This window comes from Clostridium sp. NkU-1, assembly GCA_001312405.1.
Genome location: BBDR01000013.1, coordinates 96,666 through 115,637 on the forward strand (window position 1 = coordinate 96,666; position 18,972 = coordinate 115,637).

The 18,972-nt window shown below is 45.5% G+C and carries 15 protein-coding genes and 5 pseudogenes; 18 read left to right on the forward strand and 2 right to left on the reverse strand.

Going from position 1 to position 18,972, the window contains the following annotated elements:
* Nucleotides 1-9: 9 nt before the first annotated feature.
* From JCM10519_RS31485 to JCM10519_RS18150, 17 genes and pseudogenes are all read left to right on the forward strand, one after another.
* Nucleotides 10-174 carry a hypothetical protein gene (locus JCM10519_RS31485; RefSeq protein WP_347844662.1) on the forward strand — a complete coding sequence of 55 codons (165 nt, stop codon included), beginning with the start codon at nucleotides 10-12 and terminating at the stop codon, nucleotides 172-174.
* A gap of 53 nt (nucleotides 175-227) precedes the next feature.
* The gene (locus tag JCM10519_RS18085) at nucleotides 228-479 is read left to right on the forward strand and encodes a hypothetical protein (RefSeq protein ID WP_054740899.1); all 252 of its coding nucleotides are present in this window, start codon (nucleotides 228-230) and stop codon (nucleotides 477-479) included.
* Between the two features lie 7 nt (nucleotides 480-486).
* Nucleotides 487-2,952 carry a hypothetical protein gene (locus tag JCM10519_RS18090; protein WP_054740901.1) on the forward strand — a complete coding sequence of 822 codons (2,466 nt, stop codon included), beginning with the start codon at nucleotides 487-489 and terminating at the stop codon, nucleotides 2,950-2,952.
* Between the two features lie 320 nt (nucleotides 2,953-3,272).
* Nucleotides 3,273-3,626 (forward strand): annotated as a pseudogene (locus JCM10519_RS31490) (hypothetical protein); the annotation flags it as partial.
* Between the two features lie 1,208 nt (nucleotides 3,627-4,834).
* A complete protein-coding gene (locus tag JCM10519_RS31495) occupies nucleotides 4,835-5,701 on the forward strand; it encodes a hypothetical protein (protein ID WP_347844663.1) in 867 nt (288 codons plus the stop codon).
* A 100-nt stretch (nucleotides 5,702-5,801) separates the two neighbouring features.
* The gene (locus JCM10519_RS18105) at nucleotides 5,802-6,041 is read left to right on the forward strand and encodes a phosphopantetheine-binding protein (protein ID WP_054740905.1); all 240 of its coding nucleotides are present in this window, start codon (nucleotides 5,802-5,804) and stop codon (nucleotides 6,039-6,041) included.
* Nucleotides 6,038-6,205 (forward strand): hypothetical protein, encoded by a 168-nt coding sequence (locus JCM10519_RS31500; protein WP_347844664.1) that lies wholly within the window; start codon nucleotides 6,038-6,040, stop codon nucleotides 6,203-6,205. Before JCM10519_RS18105 ends, JCM10519_RS31500 begins: the two co-directional genes overlap by 4 nt.
* Before the next feature lie 28 nt (nucleotides 6,206-6,233).
* A complete protein-coding gene (locus JCM10519_RS18110) occupies nucleotides 6,234-7,415 on the forward strand; it encodes an AMP-binding protein (RefSeq protein ID WP_054740907.1) in 1,182 nt (393 codons plus the stop codon).
* 101 nt (nucleotides 7,416-7,516) lie between these two features.
* The gene (locus tag JCM10519_RS18115; protein WP_347844665.1) at nucleotides 7,517-7,936 is read left to right on the forward strand and encodes a hypothetical protein; all 420 of its coding nucleotides are present in this window, start codon (nucleotides 7,517-7,519) and stop codon (nucleotides 7,934-7,936) included.
* Entirely contained in the window at nucleotides 7,893-8,387 is a 495-nt protein-coding gene (locus JCM10519_RS18120; protein WP_347844666.1) for a hypothetical protein, read from the forward strand. The genes JCM10519_RS18115 and JCM10519_RS18120 overlap by 44 nt, the downstream gene beginning before the upstream one ends.
* 296 nt (nucleotides 8,388-8,683) lie before the next feature.
* Nucleotides 8,684-9,801: pseudogene (leuB, locus tag JCM10519_RS18125) on the forward strand (3-isopropylmalate dehydrogenase).
* Nucleotides 9,791-11,452: a dihydroxy-acid dehydratase gene (gene ilvD, locus JCM10519_RS18130; protein WP_054740914.1), complete on the forward strand. Its 1,662-nt coding sequence runs from the start codon at nucleotides 9,791-9,793 to the stop codon at nucleotides 11,450-11,452. Before leuB ends, ilvD begins: the two are co-directional and overlap by 11 nt.
* A 17-nt stretch (nucleotides 11,453-11,469) precedes the next feature.
* Nucleotides 11,470-13,148: pseudogene (ilvB, locus tag JCM10519_RS18135) on the forward strand (biosynthetic-type acetolactate synthase large subunit).
* 24 nt (nucleotides 13,149-13,172) lie between these two features.
* Entirely contained in the window at nucleotides 13,173-13,592 is a 420-nt protein-coding gene (locus JCM10519_RS31505) for an aminotransferase class V-fold PLP-dependent enzyme (protein ID WP_347844667.1), read from the forward strand.
* Nucleotides 13,593-13,775: 183 nt separating this feature from the next.
* A pseudogene (locus tag JCM10519_RS31510) lies at nucleotides 13,776-14,257 on the forward strand (aminotransferase class V-fold PLP-dependent enzyme).
* Between the two features lie 25 nt (nucleotides 14,258-14,282).
* Nucleotides 14,283-15,447: pseudogene (locus tag JCM10519_RS18145) on the forward strand (phosphoglycerate dehydrogenase).
* A gap of 10 nt (nucleotides 15,448-15,457) precedes the next feature.
* Nucleotides 15,458-16,696 (forward strand): DUF1015 family protein, encoded by a 1,239-nt coding sequence (locus JCM10519_RS18150; RefSeq protein ID WP_054740916.1) that lies wholly within the window; start codon nucleotides 15,458-15,460, stop codon nucleotides 16,694-16,696.
* 114 nt (nucleotides 16,697-16,810) lie between these two features.
* On the opposite strand, the gene JCM10519_RS18155 is transcribed toward JCM10519_RS18150, so the two are convergent.
* Complete coding sequence (locus tag JCM10519_RS18155; RefSeq protein WP_054740918.1) at nucleotides 16,811-17,029, reverse strand: helix-turn-helix transcriptional regulator; 219 nt, start codon at nucleotides 17,027-17,029, stop codon at nucleotides 16,811-16,813.
* Between the two features lie 150 nt (nucleotides 17,030-17,179).
* The gene (locus tag JCM10519_RS18160; protein WP_054740920.1) at nucleotides 17,180-17,746 is read right to left on the reverse strand and encodes a hypothetical protein; all 567 of its coding nucleotides are present in this window, start codon (nucleotides 17,744-17,746) and stop codon (nucleotides 17,180-17,182) included.
* A 276-nt stretch (nucleotides 17,747-18,022) separates the two neighbouring features.
* Here JCM10519_RS18160 and arcC point away from each other — a divergent pair, with 276 nt between their 5' ends.
* The gene (gene arcC / locus JCM10519_RS18165; protein WP_054740922.1) at nucleotides 18,023-18,967 is read left to right on the forward strand and encodes a carbamate kinase; all 945 of its coding nucleotides are present in this window, start codon (nucleotides 18,023-18,025) and stop codon (nucleotides 18,965-18,967) included.
* The last annotated feature ends 5 nt before the right edge of the window (nucleotides 18,968-18,972 follow it).

The window sequence follows — 18,972 nt, forward strand, 5'->3', positions numbered from 1 at the left end:
GAGAAACCGTTGTTTTTAAGCACTATGTTTCTTGCTCCCCATCCTCCCTTAGATATCCCCATGCCCTGGCATGGAAAATACAACAGGGAAGAGGTTGTTCTTCCGGACAATGTGGGCGTCTGGTATTTGGAATGGTTTCACTGCTGTATTCCTGCTATCTGGCATAGCAAATGAGACTTTCATGACATAGGTGTTACAAAAAAATATAGATAAAAGGAGTGCAGAGTATGAAATTGCGATTAAAACGGAAACTGTCGGTACTTTTGACGGGCGCTCTGGCGTTATCCAGTATAAATATTGGATCGCTCTATGCGGCAGAAGTCGATAATGCCGAGAAAACGATTGTTGGTTTAGAGAATCTGAATGAGAAGTATGCACTGCAGAAATTGCCAATAGGGGCAGATGAGGAGGATATCAAATTTCCTGCCGGCATTTGGGCGGACATGCTTATAGAAAAAAATAGAGGACGAGGAAGATAAAACTGCTGTGAATCCGACAGAGGAAGATAAAACAGAAGAAGATAAAACAGAAGAAGATAAAACAGAAGAAGATGAAACAGAAGAAGATGAAACAGAAAAAGAGGCCGAAAAAGAGACCGAGGAGGACGAGAAACTGACTGATGACGTGGCGACAGAGGGTGATGTGACAAGCAGCCAACGAAAGCCAGCGACTCCTTCCCAGGCAGAAGCGTCAGAGAGGGATAAAAAGAAAACTGAGAAAAAAACCATAAGAAAGAAAATTAAGGAAATAGAATGGGAACTAAATTTTGTGGAAAGTACGGAGCAAAAGTTTATCTCCGACATAGAGGGAACCTATGTTTATGAGCCGGTGATACCATCCGGCTATGAGATGGACATAGACGTATCCCTGCCACAAATCAAGGTGATTGTGGAGGATGAAACGGAAAAAGATGGTCTTGTCCTCACCGCCGAGGCTGGAGATTACCTCGTTATGGTATCCGCTGATACAGATGTGTTCCCAGAGGATGTGAGCCTGTTAGTAAAACTGATTGAAAGCAAGGACGCAACCGAAAACCTCAAACAGGCATTGGAAGAACTGGAAGGGAACATTAATATAGCCGACGAGGACCTGGTATATTTTGATGTTACTGTCCTGGACAAAGACGGAAATGAAGTACAGCCCGATAATGAAAAGGGTAGTATAACCATATCCTTTGAAAACCTGATAGAGCAGACGGAGGGCGCAGAGCGGACAAAAGTGCAGGATTATCAAATCTATCATCTGGACGAAGAGAACCAGGTTATGGAGAAGAGAGATACCACCGTGACAGAGCAGGTAGTACAGGCTGAAATGGAGCATTTTTCTCCGGTGGTTGTCAGAATTGGAAGAAGCACCGGCACTGTCAGCGTCTCCAATGCTACGGAACTAATCAGTGCGTTGACAAACACCACCGGGTCTAGCATTACTTTGAGTGATGACATCAAATTGGAGAATATGGTAACGATGAAGGCGGATCATACCCTGGTTATTCCCAGTGGAAAAACCTTGACTATCATTGAGACGCTTAGTGCTGGAGGAAAGATTTTATCTATCCAGGGCGGAGGGGCTGTACGTATGCAAGGTAGGGCTCTGCGTGGCAAGATAGAACTGAAGGACATTACCGTTTGGTTGGAAACAGAAAAAGATAATGGTATACGGGCTGATATACTAAACGTAAATGCTGGTGCGAAGATTGTAGTGGACTCCTCAGAACATAAAAATTTGATAAGTGTGGCATCGTCCAAGACACTGAACGTAAACGAGGGCGGCAGCATTGAGATTGAAAATTTCCATGAAAGCGCTATTATCTGTGATGGTACCATAAACATAAACAATGGGGGAACCATCGCCATTAATGCCAGCGGAAAGGGAAATAATCCGTCCGGTATCAATTTGACTCGAAACGGCAAGATTAACATTGACGGTGGCGTGCTGATCAGTGAGAACAGCGGCAGTATCTATTTAATAGAGGGTTCCAAAGTCCAAGGTATGGCCAATAAACTTAGTGACCAGGGGAAAACATTTAATTCAGGAAACGAGGTGACCGTGGGAGCAGCCGATACCGCTGCTGCTGATAATCAACTTACCGCGGGTCTCTATGTGGGAGACCGCGAGAACAAATTTGTCAAGGCCTCCGCCGCTGCAACAGGGTTGAAGGACGGTATCCTGACGCTTACTTCCCAGGCTGGCGGAGTCAAAAGTGAGGGCTGGAACTGGAATAAGAATAACCTGGATTTGAACAGTGATTTCAAGGGGTGTAAACAAATCGTGTTTGCGACTGAAAGTCCCGCCCAAATTAAGATTAATAGGGGCGAAGTCAAGATTGATGGTTCGGAATCCGCTATTGTCGTGCCTAAAGATCTCACAATCTGGTCGAATGCCGATAACAACGCCAAGCTGACGGTGAATGGTAAAATTGAAGTGCAAGGCAACGTGATAATTGACCAGTCTACCAGTATGGATGTAACTGCCAATAGTTCAGATGCTGCTTTTCAGGCGGGTGCTGACAGCACAATTAAAATCAGCGCTGATGCCAAGGTGACGGTAAGAAATCAAGGTAGCGGCGCAGCTATGAACAAGGCGCCGGATACCAGCGGTTATACTAACATTAAAATCATAGCCAGCACAGACTCTAGCGGCAGCCCCAAAGTAAAGTATGATGCGGACGGTATCAGCCAATATAAATACCTGAAAATTGAAAAGGGCAGCAGTCTCAACGAGGATTCTACAGTAGATGAAATAGTAGAGGCAGTAAAAAATATGAATTCTGACGATCCGGATGAAATTGATAAAGTGGCGAATATAATCAGGGAGATGGATCCAGCGAAACGAAAAAAACATGAATCCGGAAACGCTGGAAAAGGTGGAACAACTGTTACAGGAGGCAACTGGAATCACACCAGCTACCCAGTTGGTTATACCGCCAGAGATTACAGGAAAAAAAACAGATAGAGGGGGCAGAAATTAGTGGAGCTCTGCTTGCGGCAGGTATTACGACTACTGATACTGGTAAGCAGGTGAAATTTAACGTAGTGCAGAAACAGCCGGAAACCGGAGCGGTAGTGACCTTTGACTGTACTCTCAGTAAGAACGGCAATCCTGTAACGCTTGCAGTTCCGGTCACTGTAAAGGTTATGCTTCCGGGAGAATACATTGCCGGTGAAAGAATTCATCATGTGGGAAATGGAATTGATGAATGGCTGGATTTCATTTATGATGGAAAAGACAATTCAGCCACATTCCAGACCAGCAGTTTTTCAACCTTTAGTATTATGAAACCATCATCCTCTAACTCAAGCGGAGGCGGTGGCGGCCACAGCCACAGCAGTGGAGGCCCCCGTAGCAGGTTCGCAGCCACAACCGCCAAAGGCGGAAAATGGATCCAGGATGCCACCGGCTGGTGGTATCAGAACGCCGACAGAACCTATCCAAAGGATGGCTGGTTCCAACTGGAAACGTTAGGGAAGAACGAATGGTATCATTTTAATAAGAATGGTTACATGGTTACTGGTTGGGTTTTCACCAACGGAAAATGGTATTATTTGAATACCGCGTTAGATGCCACGAATGGAAAAATGCTTACCAGCTGGCAATTGATTGACGGAAAATGGTACTACCTGAATGAAGCGTCTGACGGAACAAGAGGTGCAAGACTTACGGATACCTGGGTTGGAGAATACTATCTGAATAAGGAAGGCGTCTGGGAAGAAGGAAAGAAAAAAAATAATGAGGAAGTGGAGTATGCCAGATTATTAAAAGTATTAATTTAATATTGAAAAGGGGCGTTGCAAAACTAACTTACGTTAGTTTTGCAACCAATGTCAATAAGTTAAGCGATTGATCCAATTGATATCAGAGCAGTACATCGCTTATGTAATTGGACCTCTTTTTTTAATTATAAGTATCATAATTTATCTTTGTTAAGCACCCTTAAATGATTGTTCAAAATTATATTACATATGGTAAACTATAAAAATAGACTAATTTCTTTCTTAAATGTATTCAGTTTGAATACAATATTTGCTGGCATATTGATGCGGTAAATTCTATGAGAGGGGGATTAGCTTTTTTTGTTTTGCGTGGTAATTATGGCTGATGTATTAATACATCGGCCTTTTTTAGTATGACGGGCATGCCCCGAGCTTGGGTGAAAGTCCCAAGGGGCGTAGTTGCCGATGAACCTGATAGCAATCTGCAAGGTTTGCATCGTGAGGTGCAGGCGGGAAGAAGCAATAGTGAAACCGTAACCTTAATGCGTAAATCAGGCAGGTAAACGGGGAAAGGCCCGGGACTTATCCCGTGAGGTTTCACATGCGGTCTCATAAACCGTAGTAACAACGAACTGTGAGAAGTCAGCAGAAGGAGCCGTATGCCGGACGGCATGTACGGTGGTGTGAGAGGGGGAATTTAATTTCCCCTACTCGATTGCTGCAGCAGGATAGTTTTTGTGATACGCCATGAGTGTTATGACTGACAGCCAACCCTTTTAATGAAGAAGGTACGCAGTAAGGGAATTAGACAATAAAAGATAAAAACATATATTAATATGTAAGGAGATGAAAGCCCTTTATGGTATGATTTCAGCTTTGTACAGAGGTCTTGTAAGTAAAAACTGTGATTTACGCTATAACAGGAGAGGAGTATTATGAATAAATGTAGAAATTGCAATGAAGGTTGCTGCTCTGATGAAAAACGCTGCTGTAACTCAACAGGATCCCAAGGTTGCAGATGCTGCGTGGGTCCAACAGGACCACAAGGCTGTCCAGGGCCTATAGGACCAACAGGACCAGCCGGCCCAGTTGGACCAGTTGGGCCGGCTGGTCCAACTGGTGCTATGGGACCAATGGGCCCACGGGGATTTGTTGGACCGACTGGCCCAACCGGGCCTACCGGACCATCTGGAACTGCCGGAGCCACGGGTCCCACCGGACCAAGCGGGCCTACTGGGCCTACTGGAGCCACCGGACCAACCGGCCCCACCGGACCAAGCGGACCTACTGGGCCTGCCGGAGTTACTGGAGCCACCGGACCAACCGGAGACACTGGCCCTGCCGGGCTTACCGGAGCTACTGGCCCTACCGGGCCGACCGGACCTGCAGGAACGGCCACCAACAGGTCAGGAGTGATTCCTTTTGCCATTGACGATGAATATGCCGAGGTTTCCACGGATGACCAGGGCAATCCGTCAATCGTTCAATTTGCCGGATTTGAAGCAAATGCAATAAATTCAGGCAGACCAACAGAGCTTCAGGAGGGCGACTGGGAGGCTGGAACGATTACATTTAACTTCGCTAACTATGATCAATTTTACCGTAGTTGTTTTGTTATGCCTTATGATGCAGTCGTAAAAAATATTTATGTACTATTTGGGGCTAAAATGTCAGTCTTTTTACCTGAGGACGCTACACTGTTTCCGTTTGCTGCCCTTGCAGTTTTAACTTCCGATACGCCTGGACAGCAGACAGGTGAGATGGTGTTTACCATACTCCAGGATACCCTGACCTATTCGGATCCGTTTGTGGCACCGGCAGGTGGAGGGCAGGTTCCTAAATATACACTGGAAAGAGGCTCCCTGACAGACATCAATGCCACTATCCCGGCGGGCTCCCTTGTTGGAATTATTGTCGGATGCAGGGCAGAAGGTGTTACTTCAGAACTATTCGTCAGATTCTCAGTAAGCGGCGGGATTTTGCTTGAATAAGCAATAAAAGAAGGCCTGTATCCGGCCTTGCAGCATGATGCAGGCCTTTTCTTTATAAAAAGGAATATCCGTAAAGGATAAGAAGGGAAAAACAGTAGTGATGATCAGTGACGAAATTATCCGGATGATAGAGGAAGCGGCACAGCTTCCGGTATCTGACAGAAAAGCCAATCTTTATAAGAACCTGGGATTTGATTCTCTTTCTTTTATCCATCTTTTACTTAAGATAGAGGATATGTATTCCATTACCTTTGATATTACGGAAATGGAATCTTGTCTGGAAGTCGGCCGAATGATTGAACTGGCTGAGAAGAAAGTAAAGGAGAAAAGTGAAAAATGATCAGAGATTTGCTCATAAATCAAACAAACCTGCAAAAACAAGCGATTATTGATGGGGAAACAAGTATTACGTATCAAGACCTGGTACAAAAGGCTATGGCAATTCAGGTCTGCCTGCAGGAGCCATTGGGAAAATACCGCAATATTTTTACCGGATGGGAGTGATTATATTGCTGCTCTTTTCGGGGTATTCATGTTAGGGAAAACAGCTTTTCCTATAAGTGTCCGTCTGACAAAACATGAAGTGATTCCTCTGCTGGACCAGACAGCCACAGATATAATCATTACATCCAGGAGATTCCGCCCGGTTTTTGAAGAGATAAAATCCACGGATGTACCTGATTTGCAGGTGATTTATGTTGAGGAATGCCAGCTGGAAGAATCCATGCCGATTCTTTTTAAAAACAGTACAGGACCGGATGAACCCATGATCCTGTTAACAACATCCGGCTCTACAGGCAGGGTCAAAATTGTACCTCTTTCAGAGAGGAACGTTGAGACTTCTGTTTTAGGATATATAGATAAAATGTGTTTTGAGGACATGGATGAGAAGATGATCAGGTACACCCTTGCAGTTCCGTTTTCTTCTGCATACGGATTGATGATCCTGTGTGCCTGTCTCATGAAAACGTTTCCTATGGTCCTCCTTAAGGAAGACTTTACTTTGGACTCCTTTTATAAAACGGTTCAGGACAACAGGGTGACCCACTATGAAGGTGGGGCAACGGTTCCATTTTTGATGGAACAAACAGCAGGCAGGCCTTTTCCTTATGATATTCATTTATTAAAATATTTCGGATTCGGAGGAAGCAAGGTTTCCGGGGTCACATTGAAAAAAACTTTTAACTGCCTATCCGGGAATCCAGCTCTGGCAAGGCTACGGGATGACAGAGCTGCCCCGTTAATTACAAAATGCTCAAAAATCAGTTTAGAGAAACTGGATTCCGTAGGAAAGGCGATAAAAGGAGTTAAAATATCCATAGAAGCTGACGGGGTAATCACGGATGTTCCTTATATCAATGGAGAAATCCTTGTAAAGGGACCAAACGTGATGTCAGGATATTACAGAAATGAAGAGGAAACAAAGAAGGTACTGAAAAATGGCTATTTGTATACGGGTGATCTTGGGTATTTGGATGAGGACGGCTATTTGTATATCTGCGGGCGGAAGAAAAACGTGATTATTGTCAGAGGCTTCAACGTATATCCGGAAGAAGTGGAAGCCTGTATCTTAAACAGTCTGCTTGTAAATGATTGTGTTGTCTATGCCGAGACGGATGGCTGGGGAATTGAAACCGTATGCGCAGATATCGTTCCAGCTGATCCTTTCGCCTGCCGGGAAAAAAATCGAGGAAGAAATCAGGGCTTACTGTAAAGCACATTTGTCAGGATTTAAACAGCCCCGGAAAATACAAATGGTTGACGCAATCAGAAAAACTGCGTCTGGAAAAAATGAAAGGAGAAGAGGGGAGCAGCATGAATTTGATTTATTTTCAGGGATTGAACTGCTATTCCAGCAGCATGATAAATGCTGCTGTTTTCATAGGTGTGGATTACTGGAATGCTTTTGCTGACTTATGGTCGGAAACAGACTTTACGTATGACCAGATCCATCATTTATATTTATCCAGAAGAATGCCTGCTAATCTGGAGGCCTTGGGCGTAAGCCAGAAATTTTTAAATTGTTGTTCCAAACAGGAAATGGAGAAAAATATATCCCGGCTTACCGCTGGAGAGTGGAATGTAGTTGAAATGGATGCATTTTTCATTCCCTGGGTTCCTTATTATCATACATTACACAGTTTCCATTATTTTATTGCCCGGAAGGAGGAAAACGGGGGGTTTTCCTGTTTTGACCCTACTTATGATAAAAAAAGATATAGAGTTAACAGATGAAGATATGATTTCCCATGCCTCTGATATCTGCCAGATTCATAAGATTAAAGAAAAACAGTTTCGTATGGAAATCCGGCGGGAGGCACAGGAAATTTTGTACACTCATCAGAAAACACAGGAAAGTCTTCTGGAACAAATTTGGGAATGCGCTTATGGAAAACCGAAAAATGGGGAACTGCTTGCAAGGTACATAGATGCTTTGATTAATAATCGGTATCTTTATCTTCATTACCTTCAAAACATGCCGTTGTCCAGCGATAAATATGACAGGTATTTTCATAAGGAATATTTCTTAAAGTGGACGGCAGTGAAGCATGGATTATATAAGGCCTCTATCAGGCAGAACAACCGGGAAATCATCAGGGAAGTATGCGGGAATTTCCAGGAACTGATACAGGAAGAAATGGATATTGCCCGAAAAATTGAGGCAATGAGCCCTGAAGTGAATTAAAGAAAAAAACAGCCAGTGGGAACCAGATTATCGGTTTCCATTTTTTTACTTATAACTTAAATTCATAGTATCAATTCCAATCTTATATATTCTTTTCCTGAAAATTATTTTATTTTAGTTGAAAAATCCCGATAAATGTTCTATTATGAGAAGAAATATATTATCGAAAGCAAAAAAACGCCTTCGATAATCGGATGGACGGCAGTAAAAAAACACTGCCTTTTATCAGAAGTCTGAAAAGCGGTTTCTGATAAGTTATATTAGCAAAGTACAGTGGCATAGAGGGAGAGGAAGAGATGAATTACAACATTGCAGTGATTCCCGGCGACGGGATCGGGCCTGAAATCATTGGAGAGGCTAGAAAGGTCCTTGATAAAGTGGGAAGTGTATTTGGTCATGATTTCCAGTATACAGAAGTATTGATGGGCGGCATTTCCATTGATACATATGGCGTTCCCTTAACAGATGAAGCCCTTGAAACAGCGAAAAACAGTGATTCCGTTCTCCTTGGGGCAGTTGGCGGAGATGTAGGAAATTCAAGATGGTACGATGTGGCACCGAATCTGAGACCTGAAGCGGGGCTGTTAGCTATCCGTAAGGGTCTTAATTTATTTGCCAATATCCGCCCTGCCTATCTGTATAAAGAGCTGTCTGATGCCTGTCCTTTAAAAAAAGAGATTATCGGAGACGGGTTTGACATGGTCATCATGAGAGAGCTGACCGGAGGCCTGTATTTTGGGGAGCGGTATACCAAAGAAGTAGATGGCGTTATGACTGCCGTGGATACCCTTACTTATAATGAAAATGAGATAAGAAGAATCGCCGTTAAGGCTTTTGATATTGCCATGAAACGCCGGAAAAAAAGTGACCAGCGTGGATAAGGCAAATGTGCTGGATTCCTCCAGGCTTTGGAGAAATGTGGTGGAAGAGGTGGCAAAGGATTATCCTGAGGTAACGTTAACCCATATGCTGGTGGATAACTGCGCCATGCAGCTTGTCATGAACCCGGGACAGTTTGATGTGATCCTGACAGAAAATATGTTCGGCGATATCCTATCCGATGAAGCCAGCATGATCACAGGCTCCATTGGAATGCTTTCCTCGGCCAGCATGAATGAAAGCAAGTTTGGAATGTATGAACCAAGTCATGGCTCTGCCCCGGACATTGCTGGTAAAAATATTGCAAATCCCATTGCAACCGTTCTTTCCGCAGCTATGATGCTTCGTTATTCCTTTGATCTGGACAGGGAAGCGGCAGCAATGGAGGCAGCCGTGGAACAGGTGCTTAAGGAAGGATACCGGACGGCAGACATTTATTCGGAAATGTGTAAAAAAAGTCTCAACCGCAGAGATGGGAGACCTGATTGCGGAACGGATTGGAAAAGAAAAGGAGTGTGCAGCACATGAAAAGTGATTCAGTAAAAAAAGGGATGCAGCAGGCGCCTCACCGTTCCCTGTTTAACGCGCTGGGAATGACAGAGGAAGAGATGGAAAGACCTCTGATCGGTATTGTCAGTTCTTATAATGAAATCGTACCAGGCCATATGAACCTGGACAAAATAGTGGATGCTGTTAAAATGGGAGTAGCCATGGCAGGCGGTACACCGGTAATGGTTCCGGCCATTGCGGTATGTGATGGAATTGCCATGGGACACATTGGCATGAAGTACTCCCTGGTCACCAGGGACCTGGTTGCAGATTCCACAGAATGCCTTGCCAGAGCCCATGCCTTTGACGCCCTGGTCATGGTACCCAACTGTGACAAGAATGTTCCTGGACTCTTAATGGCAGCGGCTCGCATTAACATACCCACAGTGTTCGTCAGTGGCGGACCAATGTTGGCAGGGCGTGTGCATGGACATAAGACCAGCCTTTCCAGCATGTTTGAGGCGGTGGGAGCTTATACCGCAGGAAACATGAACGAAGAGGATGTGAGGGAATATGAGCAGAAGGCGTGCCCTACCTGCGGCTCCTGCTCCGGCATGTATACGGCCAACAGCATGAACTGTCTGACCGAGGTCCTGGGAATGGGACTGAAAGGCAACGGAACCATCCCGGCGGTCTATTCGGAACGCCTTAAGCTGGCAAAGCACGGGGGAATGGCTGTCATGGAGATGCTTAAGAAGAACATCTGCCCCCGTGACATCATGACGGAAAAAGCCTTCCGCAATGCCCTGACCATGGATATGGCTCTGGGCTGCAGTACCAACAGCATGCTTCACCTTCCGGCCATTGCCCATGAAGCAGGTGTGGATTTGAATCTGGAAATCGCAAATGCGATCAGTGCAAAGACCCCTAACCTTTGCCATCTGGCTCCGGCAGGACCTACTTATATGGAAGATTTAAATGAAGCAGGCGGCATTTACGCTGTTATGAACGAGGTCAGCAAGCTGGGACTTCTGGAATTAGACTGTATGACTGTAACCGGAAAAACGGTTGGAGAGAATATAAAGAGCTGTGTAAATAGGAACCCTGAAGTGATCCGGCCAGTGGAAGATCCCTACAGCCAGACCGGCGGCATTGCCATATTAAAGGGAAATCTGGCTCCTGACTCTGCAGTGGTAAAGCGCTCTGCCGTAGCGCCTGAGATGTTAAAGCATGAAGGTCCTGCAAGAGTGTTTGACTGTGAGGAGGATGCCATAACAGCGATTAAGGGCGGAAAGATCGTAGCAGGGGACGTAGTTGTTATCCGCTATGAAGGTCCAAAGGGAGGCCCAGGGATGAGGGAGATGTTAAATCCCACCTCAGCCATTGCAGGCATGGGGCTCGGTTCCACGGTAGCCCTCATTACCGACGGCCGGTTCAGCGGCGCTTCCAGAGGAGCCTCCATTGGGCATGCATGTCCGGAGGCAGCGGTGGGAGGTCCCATTGCCCTGGTGGAAGAGGGAGACATCATTTCCATTGATATTGATAACCACCGGTTAGATGTGAAGGTATCTGATGAAGAAATGGCAAGAAGAAAGGCTGACTGGAAGCCAAGGAAGCCTCAGGTGACCACTGGATACCTGGCCCGTTATGCGGCCATGGCAGCCCCGGCGAGCCGGGGAGCAATACTCGAAATATAAGACAAAAGGAGCGGCCTATGAAAACATTGACAGGAGCAGAAATTGTGATCGAATGCCTGAAAGAGCAGGGAGTGGATACTGTTTTTGGTTATCCGGGCGGTACGATCCTGAATATATACGATGCCCTTTATAAGCACCAGGATGAGATAACCCATATCCTGACCTCCCATGAACAGGGCGCAGCCCATGCGGCGGACGGATATGCAAGAGCCACAGGCAAGACCGGTGTATGTCTTGCCACTTCAGGACCTGGAGCAACCAACCTGGTAACTGGAATTGCAACCGCCTTTATGGATTCCATCCCAATGGTTGCCATTACCTGCAACGTGGCGGTGAACCTCCTTGGACGGGACAGCTTCCAGGAGATAGATATTGCCGGTGTGACCATGCCCATCACAAAATACAACTTTATCGTTAAAGATATAACAAAGCTGGCAGACACCATCCGCCGGGCATTTTGCATCGCTCAGACCGGAAGACCGGGCCCTGTGCTGGTGGATATCACAAAGGATGTAACAGCCGGTACCTTTGAATATGAATATCAGACTCCAGAGCCGATTAAAAGGCAGGAGGATACCATAACCGAGGAGGATTTAGACACAGCGCTACAGTTGATCCGGAAATCCCAGAAGCCGTATATTTTCGTAGGTGGAGGTGCGGTTGCAGCCAATGCTTCGGAAGAACTTTCTTCCTTTGCCCACAAGATCCAGGCCCCGGTGGCAGACAGTCTTATGGGAAAAGGAGCATTTAACGGTACCGATGAATTGTATACCGGAATGGTAGGAATGCACGGGACCAAGACCTCTAATTTCGGAATTACTGAATGCGACTTATTGATCGTAGTGGGCGCCCGGTTCAGTGACCGGGTGACTGGTAATGCCGCCAAGTTCGCCAGAAGGGCGAAGATCCTTCAATTTGATGTGGACCCGGCGGAGATCAATAAGAATGTCAAGACCTATGCCAGTGTGTAGGTGATGTAAAAGTGATCTTAAAAAAGCTCAATGCCCGTTTAGATCCCATCAACCATGAAGAATGGCTGGCACACATTGACCGGTTAAAGGATATGTATCCCATGCGCTTTGATAAAAGCACTCTGACCGGTCCTTATGTTATTGAAAAGATTTATGAGATCACACAGGGAGACGCCGTCATCACAACAGAGGTAGGCCAGCATCAGATGTGGGCTGCCCAGTTCTACCAGTATAAATACCCCAGAAGCTTCATATCCTCCGGCGGTCTTGGAACCATGGGCTACGGCCTGGGGGCTTCCCTGGGAGCAAAGCTGGGCTGTAAGGATAAGGTGGTCATTAATGTGGCAGGAGACGGCTGTTTCCGGATGAACATGAATGAGATCGCCACAGCTACCCGTTACAATATCCCCATCATCCAGGTGGTTCTAAACAATCACGTACTGGGCATGGTCCGCCAGTGGCAGACCCTGTTCTATGGAAAGCGGTATTCACATACAGTGCTTAATGACCAGGTGGATTTTGTAAAGGTAGCGGAAGGGCTGGGAGCCAAGGCATACCGGGTGACCAGTAAGGAGGAATTTGAGCCTGTCCTCAGAGAAGCTATAGAGTTAAACGTTCCTGTTGTTATAGATTGTCAGATTCATTGCGATGACAAGGTATTCCCAATGGTATCTCCGGGAGCGCCCATCCAGGATGCGTTTGACGCAGAAGACCTAAAGATTTAAGACAAAAGTATGAGGAGGAAGATTATGAACAGAGTGTACAATTTTTCCGCAGGACCAGCTGTGTTGCCGGAAGAAGTCTTAAGAGAAGCAGCGGAGGAGATGATGGATTACAGAGGCAGCGGTATGTCTGTCATGGAGATGAGCCACAGGTCTAAGCTGTTTGAGACGATCATCGGTGATGCAGAAGCGGATTTGCGGGATTTATTGAAGATTCCGGACAATTACAAGGTATTGTTTTTGCAGGGCGGTGCCTCCCAGCAGTTTGCTATGGTTCCCATGAACTTATTTAAGAACCGTGTGGGAGATTACATCATTACGGGACAGTGGGCAAAAAAAGGCGTACCAGGAAGCAAAGCTTTACGGCACGGCCAATGCGGTTGCCTCAAGCGCCGACAAGACCTTCAGTTATATCCCCGATGTTTCGGATCTGCCGATTTCCGATGATGCGGATTACGTTTATATCTGTGAAAACAACACGATCTACGGTACAAAGTTCAAAGAATTACCAAATACAAAAGGAAAAACACTTGTTGCTGATCTCTCCTCCTGTTTCTTATCGGAACCTGTTGACGTTTCAAAATACGGCTGATTTTTGCAGGCGCCCAGAAGAACGTAGGGCCTGCAGGCGTGGTAATCGCCATCATCCGGGAAGACTTAATCACAGAGGATGTGCTTCCGGGAACTCCTACCATGCTCCGTTATAAGACCCATGCCGATGAGAAATCTCTTTATAACACACCGCCGGCTTATGGAATTTACATCTGCGGAAAGGTGTTTCAATGGTTAAAGAAGCGGGGCGCTTAGATGCCATGAAAGAATTCAATGAAAAGAAGGCAGCCATTCTTTATGATTACCTGGACCAGAGCCAGATGTTTACCGGTACCGTAGTAAAGAAGGACCGTTCCCTTATGAATGTACCGTTTGTGACCGGTGATGAGGAACTGGATGCACTGTTTGTAAAGGAATCAAAGGCAGCAGGATTTGAAAATTTAAAGGGCCACAGGAGCGTGGGCGGTATGCGGGCCAGCATCTACAACGCCATGCCAATAGAAGGTGTGGAGAAGCTGGTTTCCTTTATGAAGGATTTTGAAGCAAAGCATGGGAAATAACCATACCGGGAGGAGAGGAATCATGATAAAGAAAATTCATTGCCTCAATGGGGTTTCCGCCTGCGGAACCGCATTGCTGACAGAAGATTATACATTAACAGATGACATAAAAGAAGCGGATGGTGTCCTGGTACGAAGCGCTTCCATGCATGAGCTGGAACTTCCTGAGAGCCTTTTGGCCGTTGCAAGAGCTGGAGCAGGAGTCAATAACATTCCCCTGGATGAGTGTGCTGCAAAGGGAATCGTGGTGTTCAACACCCCTGGAGCCAATGCCAACGGAGTCAAGGAGCTGGTTATTGCAGGCCTTATGATAGCTTCCAGGGATATTGAAGGAGGCATCCGCTGGTGTAAAGACAATAAAGACGATGCAGACATTGCAAAATCTGCGGAAAAAGCCAAAAAAAGCCTTTGCAGGATGTGAGATCAAGGGAAAGAAGCTGGGCGTTATCGGTCTTGGAGCCATTGGCTCGGAAGTTGCCAATGCCTGCTCTTCCTTAGGGATGGAGGTCTACGGATATGATCCCTTTATTTCCATCAATGCAGCATGGAAGCTTTCCAGAAACATCAAGCACATCACCTCCGTGGATACTATTTTCCAGGAGTGCGATTACATAACCCTTCACCTGCCCTTAATTGATTCCACAAAAGGAATGGTGAATAAGGCTGTCCTTGACCTTATGAAGGACGGTGCTGTGGTCCTGAACTTTTCAAGAGATGTCCTGGTGAATGAGGATGATATGGCAGAGGCCCTTAAGTCCGGAAAGATAAAGAAATATGTGACCGATTTCCCTAATCCAAAGTCAGCACATATGGAGGGAGCCATCGTTATCCCACATTTAGGCGCTTCTACTGAGGAATCCGAGGATAACTGTGCCAAAATGGCGGCAGAGGAGATCGTGGATTACATTGATAACGGCAACATCCGCAATTCCGTAAACTTTCCTTCCTGTGATATGGGAGTGTGCAAGGCGGCCAGCCGTATCGCAGTGCTTCACTTAAATATCCCCAACATGATCGGACAGATTACGGGAACGCTGGCAGCAGGAGATGTGAATATCTCCGATATGACCAACAAAAGCCGTGAAAGATACGCTTATACCCTGCTTGATCTGGAAAGCGTTCCGGATGAAGAGAGCATAAAGAAGCTAAGTGATATCAAAGGCGTACTCCGGGTAAGGGTGATCAGGTAAAGGAGATATTATGGCAATTGTAAAACCATTTCAATGCGTTAGGCCTGATGAACGGTATGCGGGTCAGGTAGCAGCCCTCCCCTATGACGTATACAGCCGTAAGGAGGCCTGCCAGGTAACGGCAGCAAACCCAAGGTCATTTTTAAACATTGACAGGCCGGAAACCCAGTTTTCCGATGATGTGGACACTTATGATGACCGTGTGTATGAAAAAGCCGGGGAGATGCTGAAAGGCTGGATAGAGGACGGGACATTTAAGAAAGATGGTCTGGAAGCTTATTATATCTATGAGCTGACCATGGACGGAAGGCGTCAGACCGGGATCGTGGCCTGTTCTTCCATTGATGATTACGTAAATGGAGTCATTAAAAAACACGAAAACACCAGAGAAGAAAAGGAAGTGGACCGGATCCGCCATGTGGATACCACAGATGCCCAGACCGGCCCTATTTTCCTGGCCTACCGTTCCAATGAAGCGGTCAATGAAATCGTTAATTTAGTAACAGGCACAGAGCCGCTGTACGATTTTGTGGCAGAAGACGGAATCAGCCACAGGGTATGGCGGATCCATGACAAAGAAAAGATTTCCCTGATTGAAAAGGCCTTTTGCACGATTCCCTCTACCTATATTGCAGATGGCCATCACAGGGCAGCTTCCGCCGTAAAGGTAGGGCTTAAGAGGCGCATGGAAAATCCGGGATATACTGGGGAAGAACCCTTTAACTATTTCCTTTCTGTGCTGTTTCCCCATGACCAGCTGATGATCATGCCTTATAACCGGGTGGTAAAAGATTTAAACGGCCTTTCAGAAGAAGATTTTCTTCAAAAAGCAGGGCAGTCCTTTGAAGTGACCTGTATGGGGACCGAAGCCTTCACACCTCCTGGCAAAGGGTCCTTTGGAATGTACTTAAACAGGAAATGGTACTGCTTAAAGGCTTTAGACTCCCTGAAATCCTCAGATCCGGTAAAGGGGCTTGATGTATCCCTTCTCCAGGATCATCTGCTGGGTCCTGTTTTAGGGATCGGAGATCCCAGAACGGATAAGAGAATTGATTTTATCGGAGGAATCAGAGGTCTTAAAGAGCTGGAAAAACGTTGCAGCCTGGATATGGCGGTGGCATTTTCCATGTACCCCACTTCAATCCAGGAACTGTTTGCCGTGGCAGATGCAGGGCTTTTGATGCCCCCTAAATCCACATGGTTCGAGCCAAAGCTTCGCAGCGGATTATTTATCCATCTTTTAAAATAAAACACGCCGTCCCCGGCAGGCAGAAGCCTATGGGGACGGCGTTTCTTTTTCAGGTTCTTTTTTTTAACTGTTCATCCCGGTAGGCAGCGTAGACCTCTAAGAGCTGGGGACGCTTTACAACCTCGATTTTTTTTGAAAAATATTGTGAACATGGGTTTTTGCTGTTCCAAGGGAGATGTATAAATCCTCGCTTATTTCCTGGTTGGTTTTATCCATAAGAAGCACTCTCAGTATTTCCCTCTCTCTTGCGGTAAGATGGTAAGCCTCGCTAAAGCGGTACAGAATGCTTTCTTCTATATCAGAGGGCAGGTTTCCCCGGGTATGGCTGGTCACCTCTGATACAATGGTATTATTTTTTTTAATAATATCTTTAAGTAGTACATAAGGTATGCGGCAGAAAATATGGCATAGATAAGATATAGGATGTCGGAGGTAAAACTCCTGTTATTCATATTAATATAATATTTTGAATAGGTATCAAAGTTAAAAATCACAATGGTATCTTCGGCAATGATGGAGATATTCATGATGACCGTAATGAAAAAAAAGTATTTTGCACCATTTATAGAAAGGATCCTGATATTCCTCAGGGTTCTTTTTTATTATCCCGAAACATTCTGCACCTAAATAAGTGTTGTAAAGCTGGCTGGGGAGGAAATAGAGCCATATCTTCCAGGCACTGTTGTCCATGGCCGGTACAAACAGCATGAAAGTCACGTATACCGTTAAAATTACATAATCACGCGGGGTGATTGTTGTGTTTAACAGGGGTTTGAAAATGGTCAGGCAGCCCAAGGAAAAGATCAGATAGATCAATGTCTTATGGGTTGGAACGATCATAAAAATCCTATTATAATTTCCTGCAAAATTCCCAAACATTTCTGATGCAAAAATCACAATATCATCTGTTAAAACTACCCCGAATATAATGCCGATCCATAACAGAATCTTTTCCTTCCCATTAAAGAAAAGTGAGAAAGACATAAAAAGGATACCGGAGTAGATCGTAATTAAAACAAGATTGTAAATGAAGATAATTCCTTTTTCCATAGTTCCTCCTGCCTTTTGTTCGTCTGTATGTTGTTCATCATCAGTATAGCAAATAAAAAAAGTTTTTTCAACTGCAAAATTTTATGAAGAGCCTACTTTTTAGTGCATAATGCACAAAAGTTTAGGAAGGTTTATGTGGATTAGAGTTAAAAGTGTTATAAAAATCCACCTTTGGTTGCATTCTCAACCGGTGTGAGAACTGCTATTTTCATCTTGTGACGACGCGGTAAAACGCAAATCACGGCAAAACAAAAATCACAAAAGGAGGTTTTACTGATGGCAGAGAAAATAGTCCTTGCCTTAGGCGGAAATGCGCTGCAGTCAGGAAAAGGAGAAGCAACTGCTGGAGCGCAGCTTGAAGTCGTTCATAAGACTTGCGAGTACATAGCAGAACTAAATGAGCGTGGCTATGAGATGGCCATTGTACATGGGAACGGACCTCAGGTAGGAAGAATTTTGCTGGCATCTGAAACTGCAAAAGATGTAACACCGCCTATGCCGTTTGACGTGTGCGGGGCAATGTCCCAGGGTTATATCGGGTATCATCTGCAGCAGAGTCTGAAATATGCACTCAATAAGAGGAATCAGAACTTCCCTGTTGTCACCATCGCTACCCAGATGATTGTAGATGAACATGATCCTGCTTTTCACGATCCAACCAAACCCATCGGACCCTTTTATACAAAAGAAGAGGCTCACGCTCTTAAAGAAGAAAAGGGATACGTTATGAAAGAGGATGCCGGCCGAGGATACCGCAGGGTGGTTGCATCTCCTATTCCTAAAAAGATCGTGGAGATTGAGGCGGTAAAAGAATTATGGCCAAAGGCAATTGTTATTACCTGCGGAGGAGGCGGAATTCCGGTTATTGAGGATCCAACCGGCGCTCTCCATGGAACAGCAGCAGTGATTGATAAGGATTTTGCAGCAGAGCTTCTGGCAGAACAGGTGAATGCAGACATTCTGATGATTTTAACAGAGGTGGAAAAGGTGGCAGTTAATTATAATAAGCCGGATCAGAAGAATCTGGACCATCTCAGCCTTATGGAAGCTGACCGGTATTGTAAGGAAGGGCAGTTTGCTCCGGGAAGCATGCTTCCAAAGGTTCAGGCAGCCATGAAGTTTGTAAGATCCAATCCGTCAAAACGGGCGATCATCACCTCCCTTGATAAAGCGGTTGAAGCGCTGGAGGGGAAAACAGGCACTATATTCACATTTAACTGATTAAC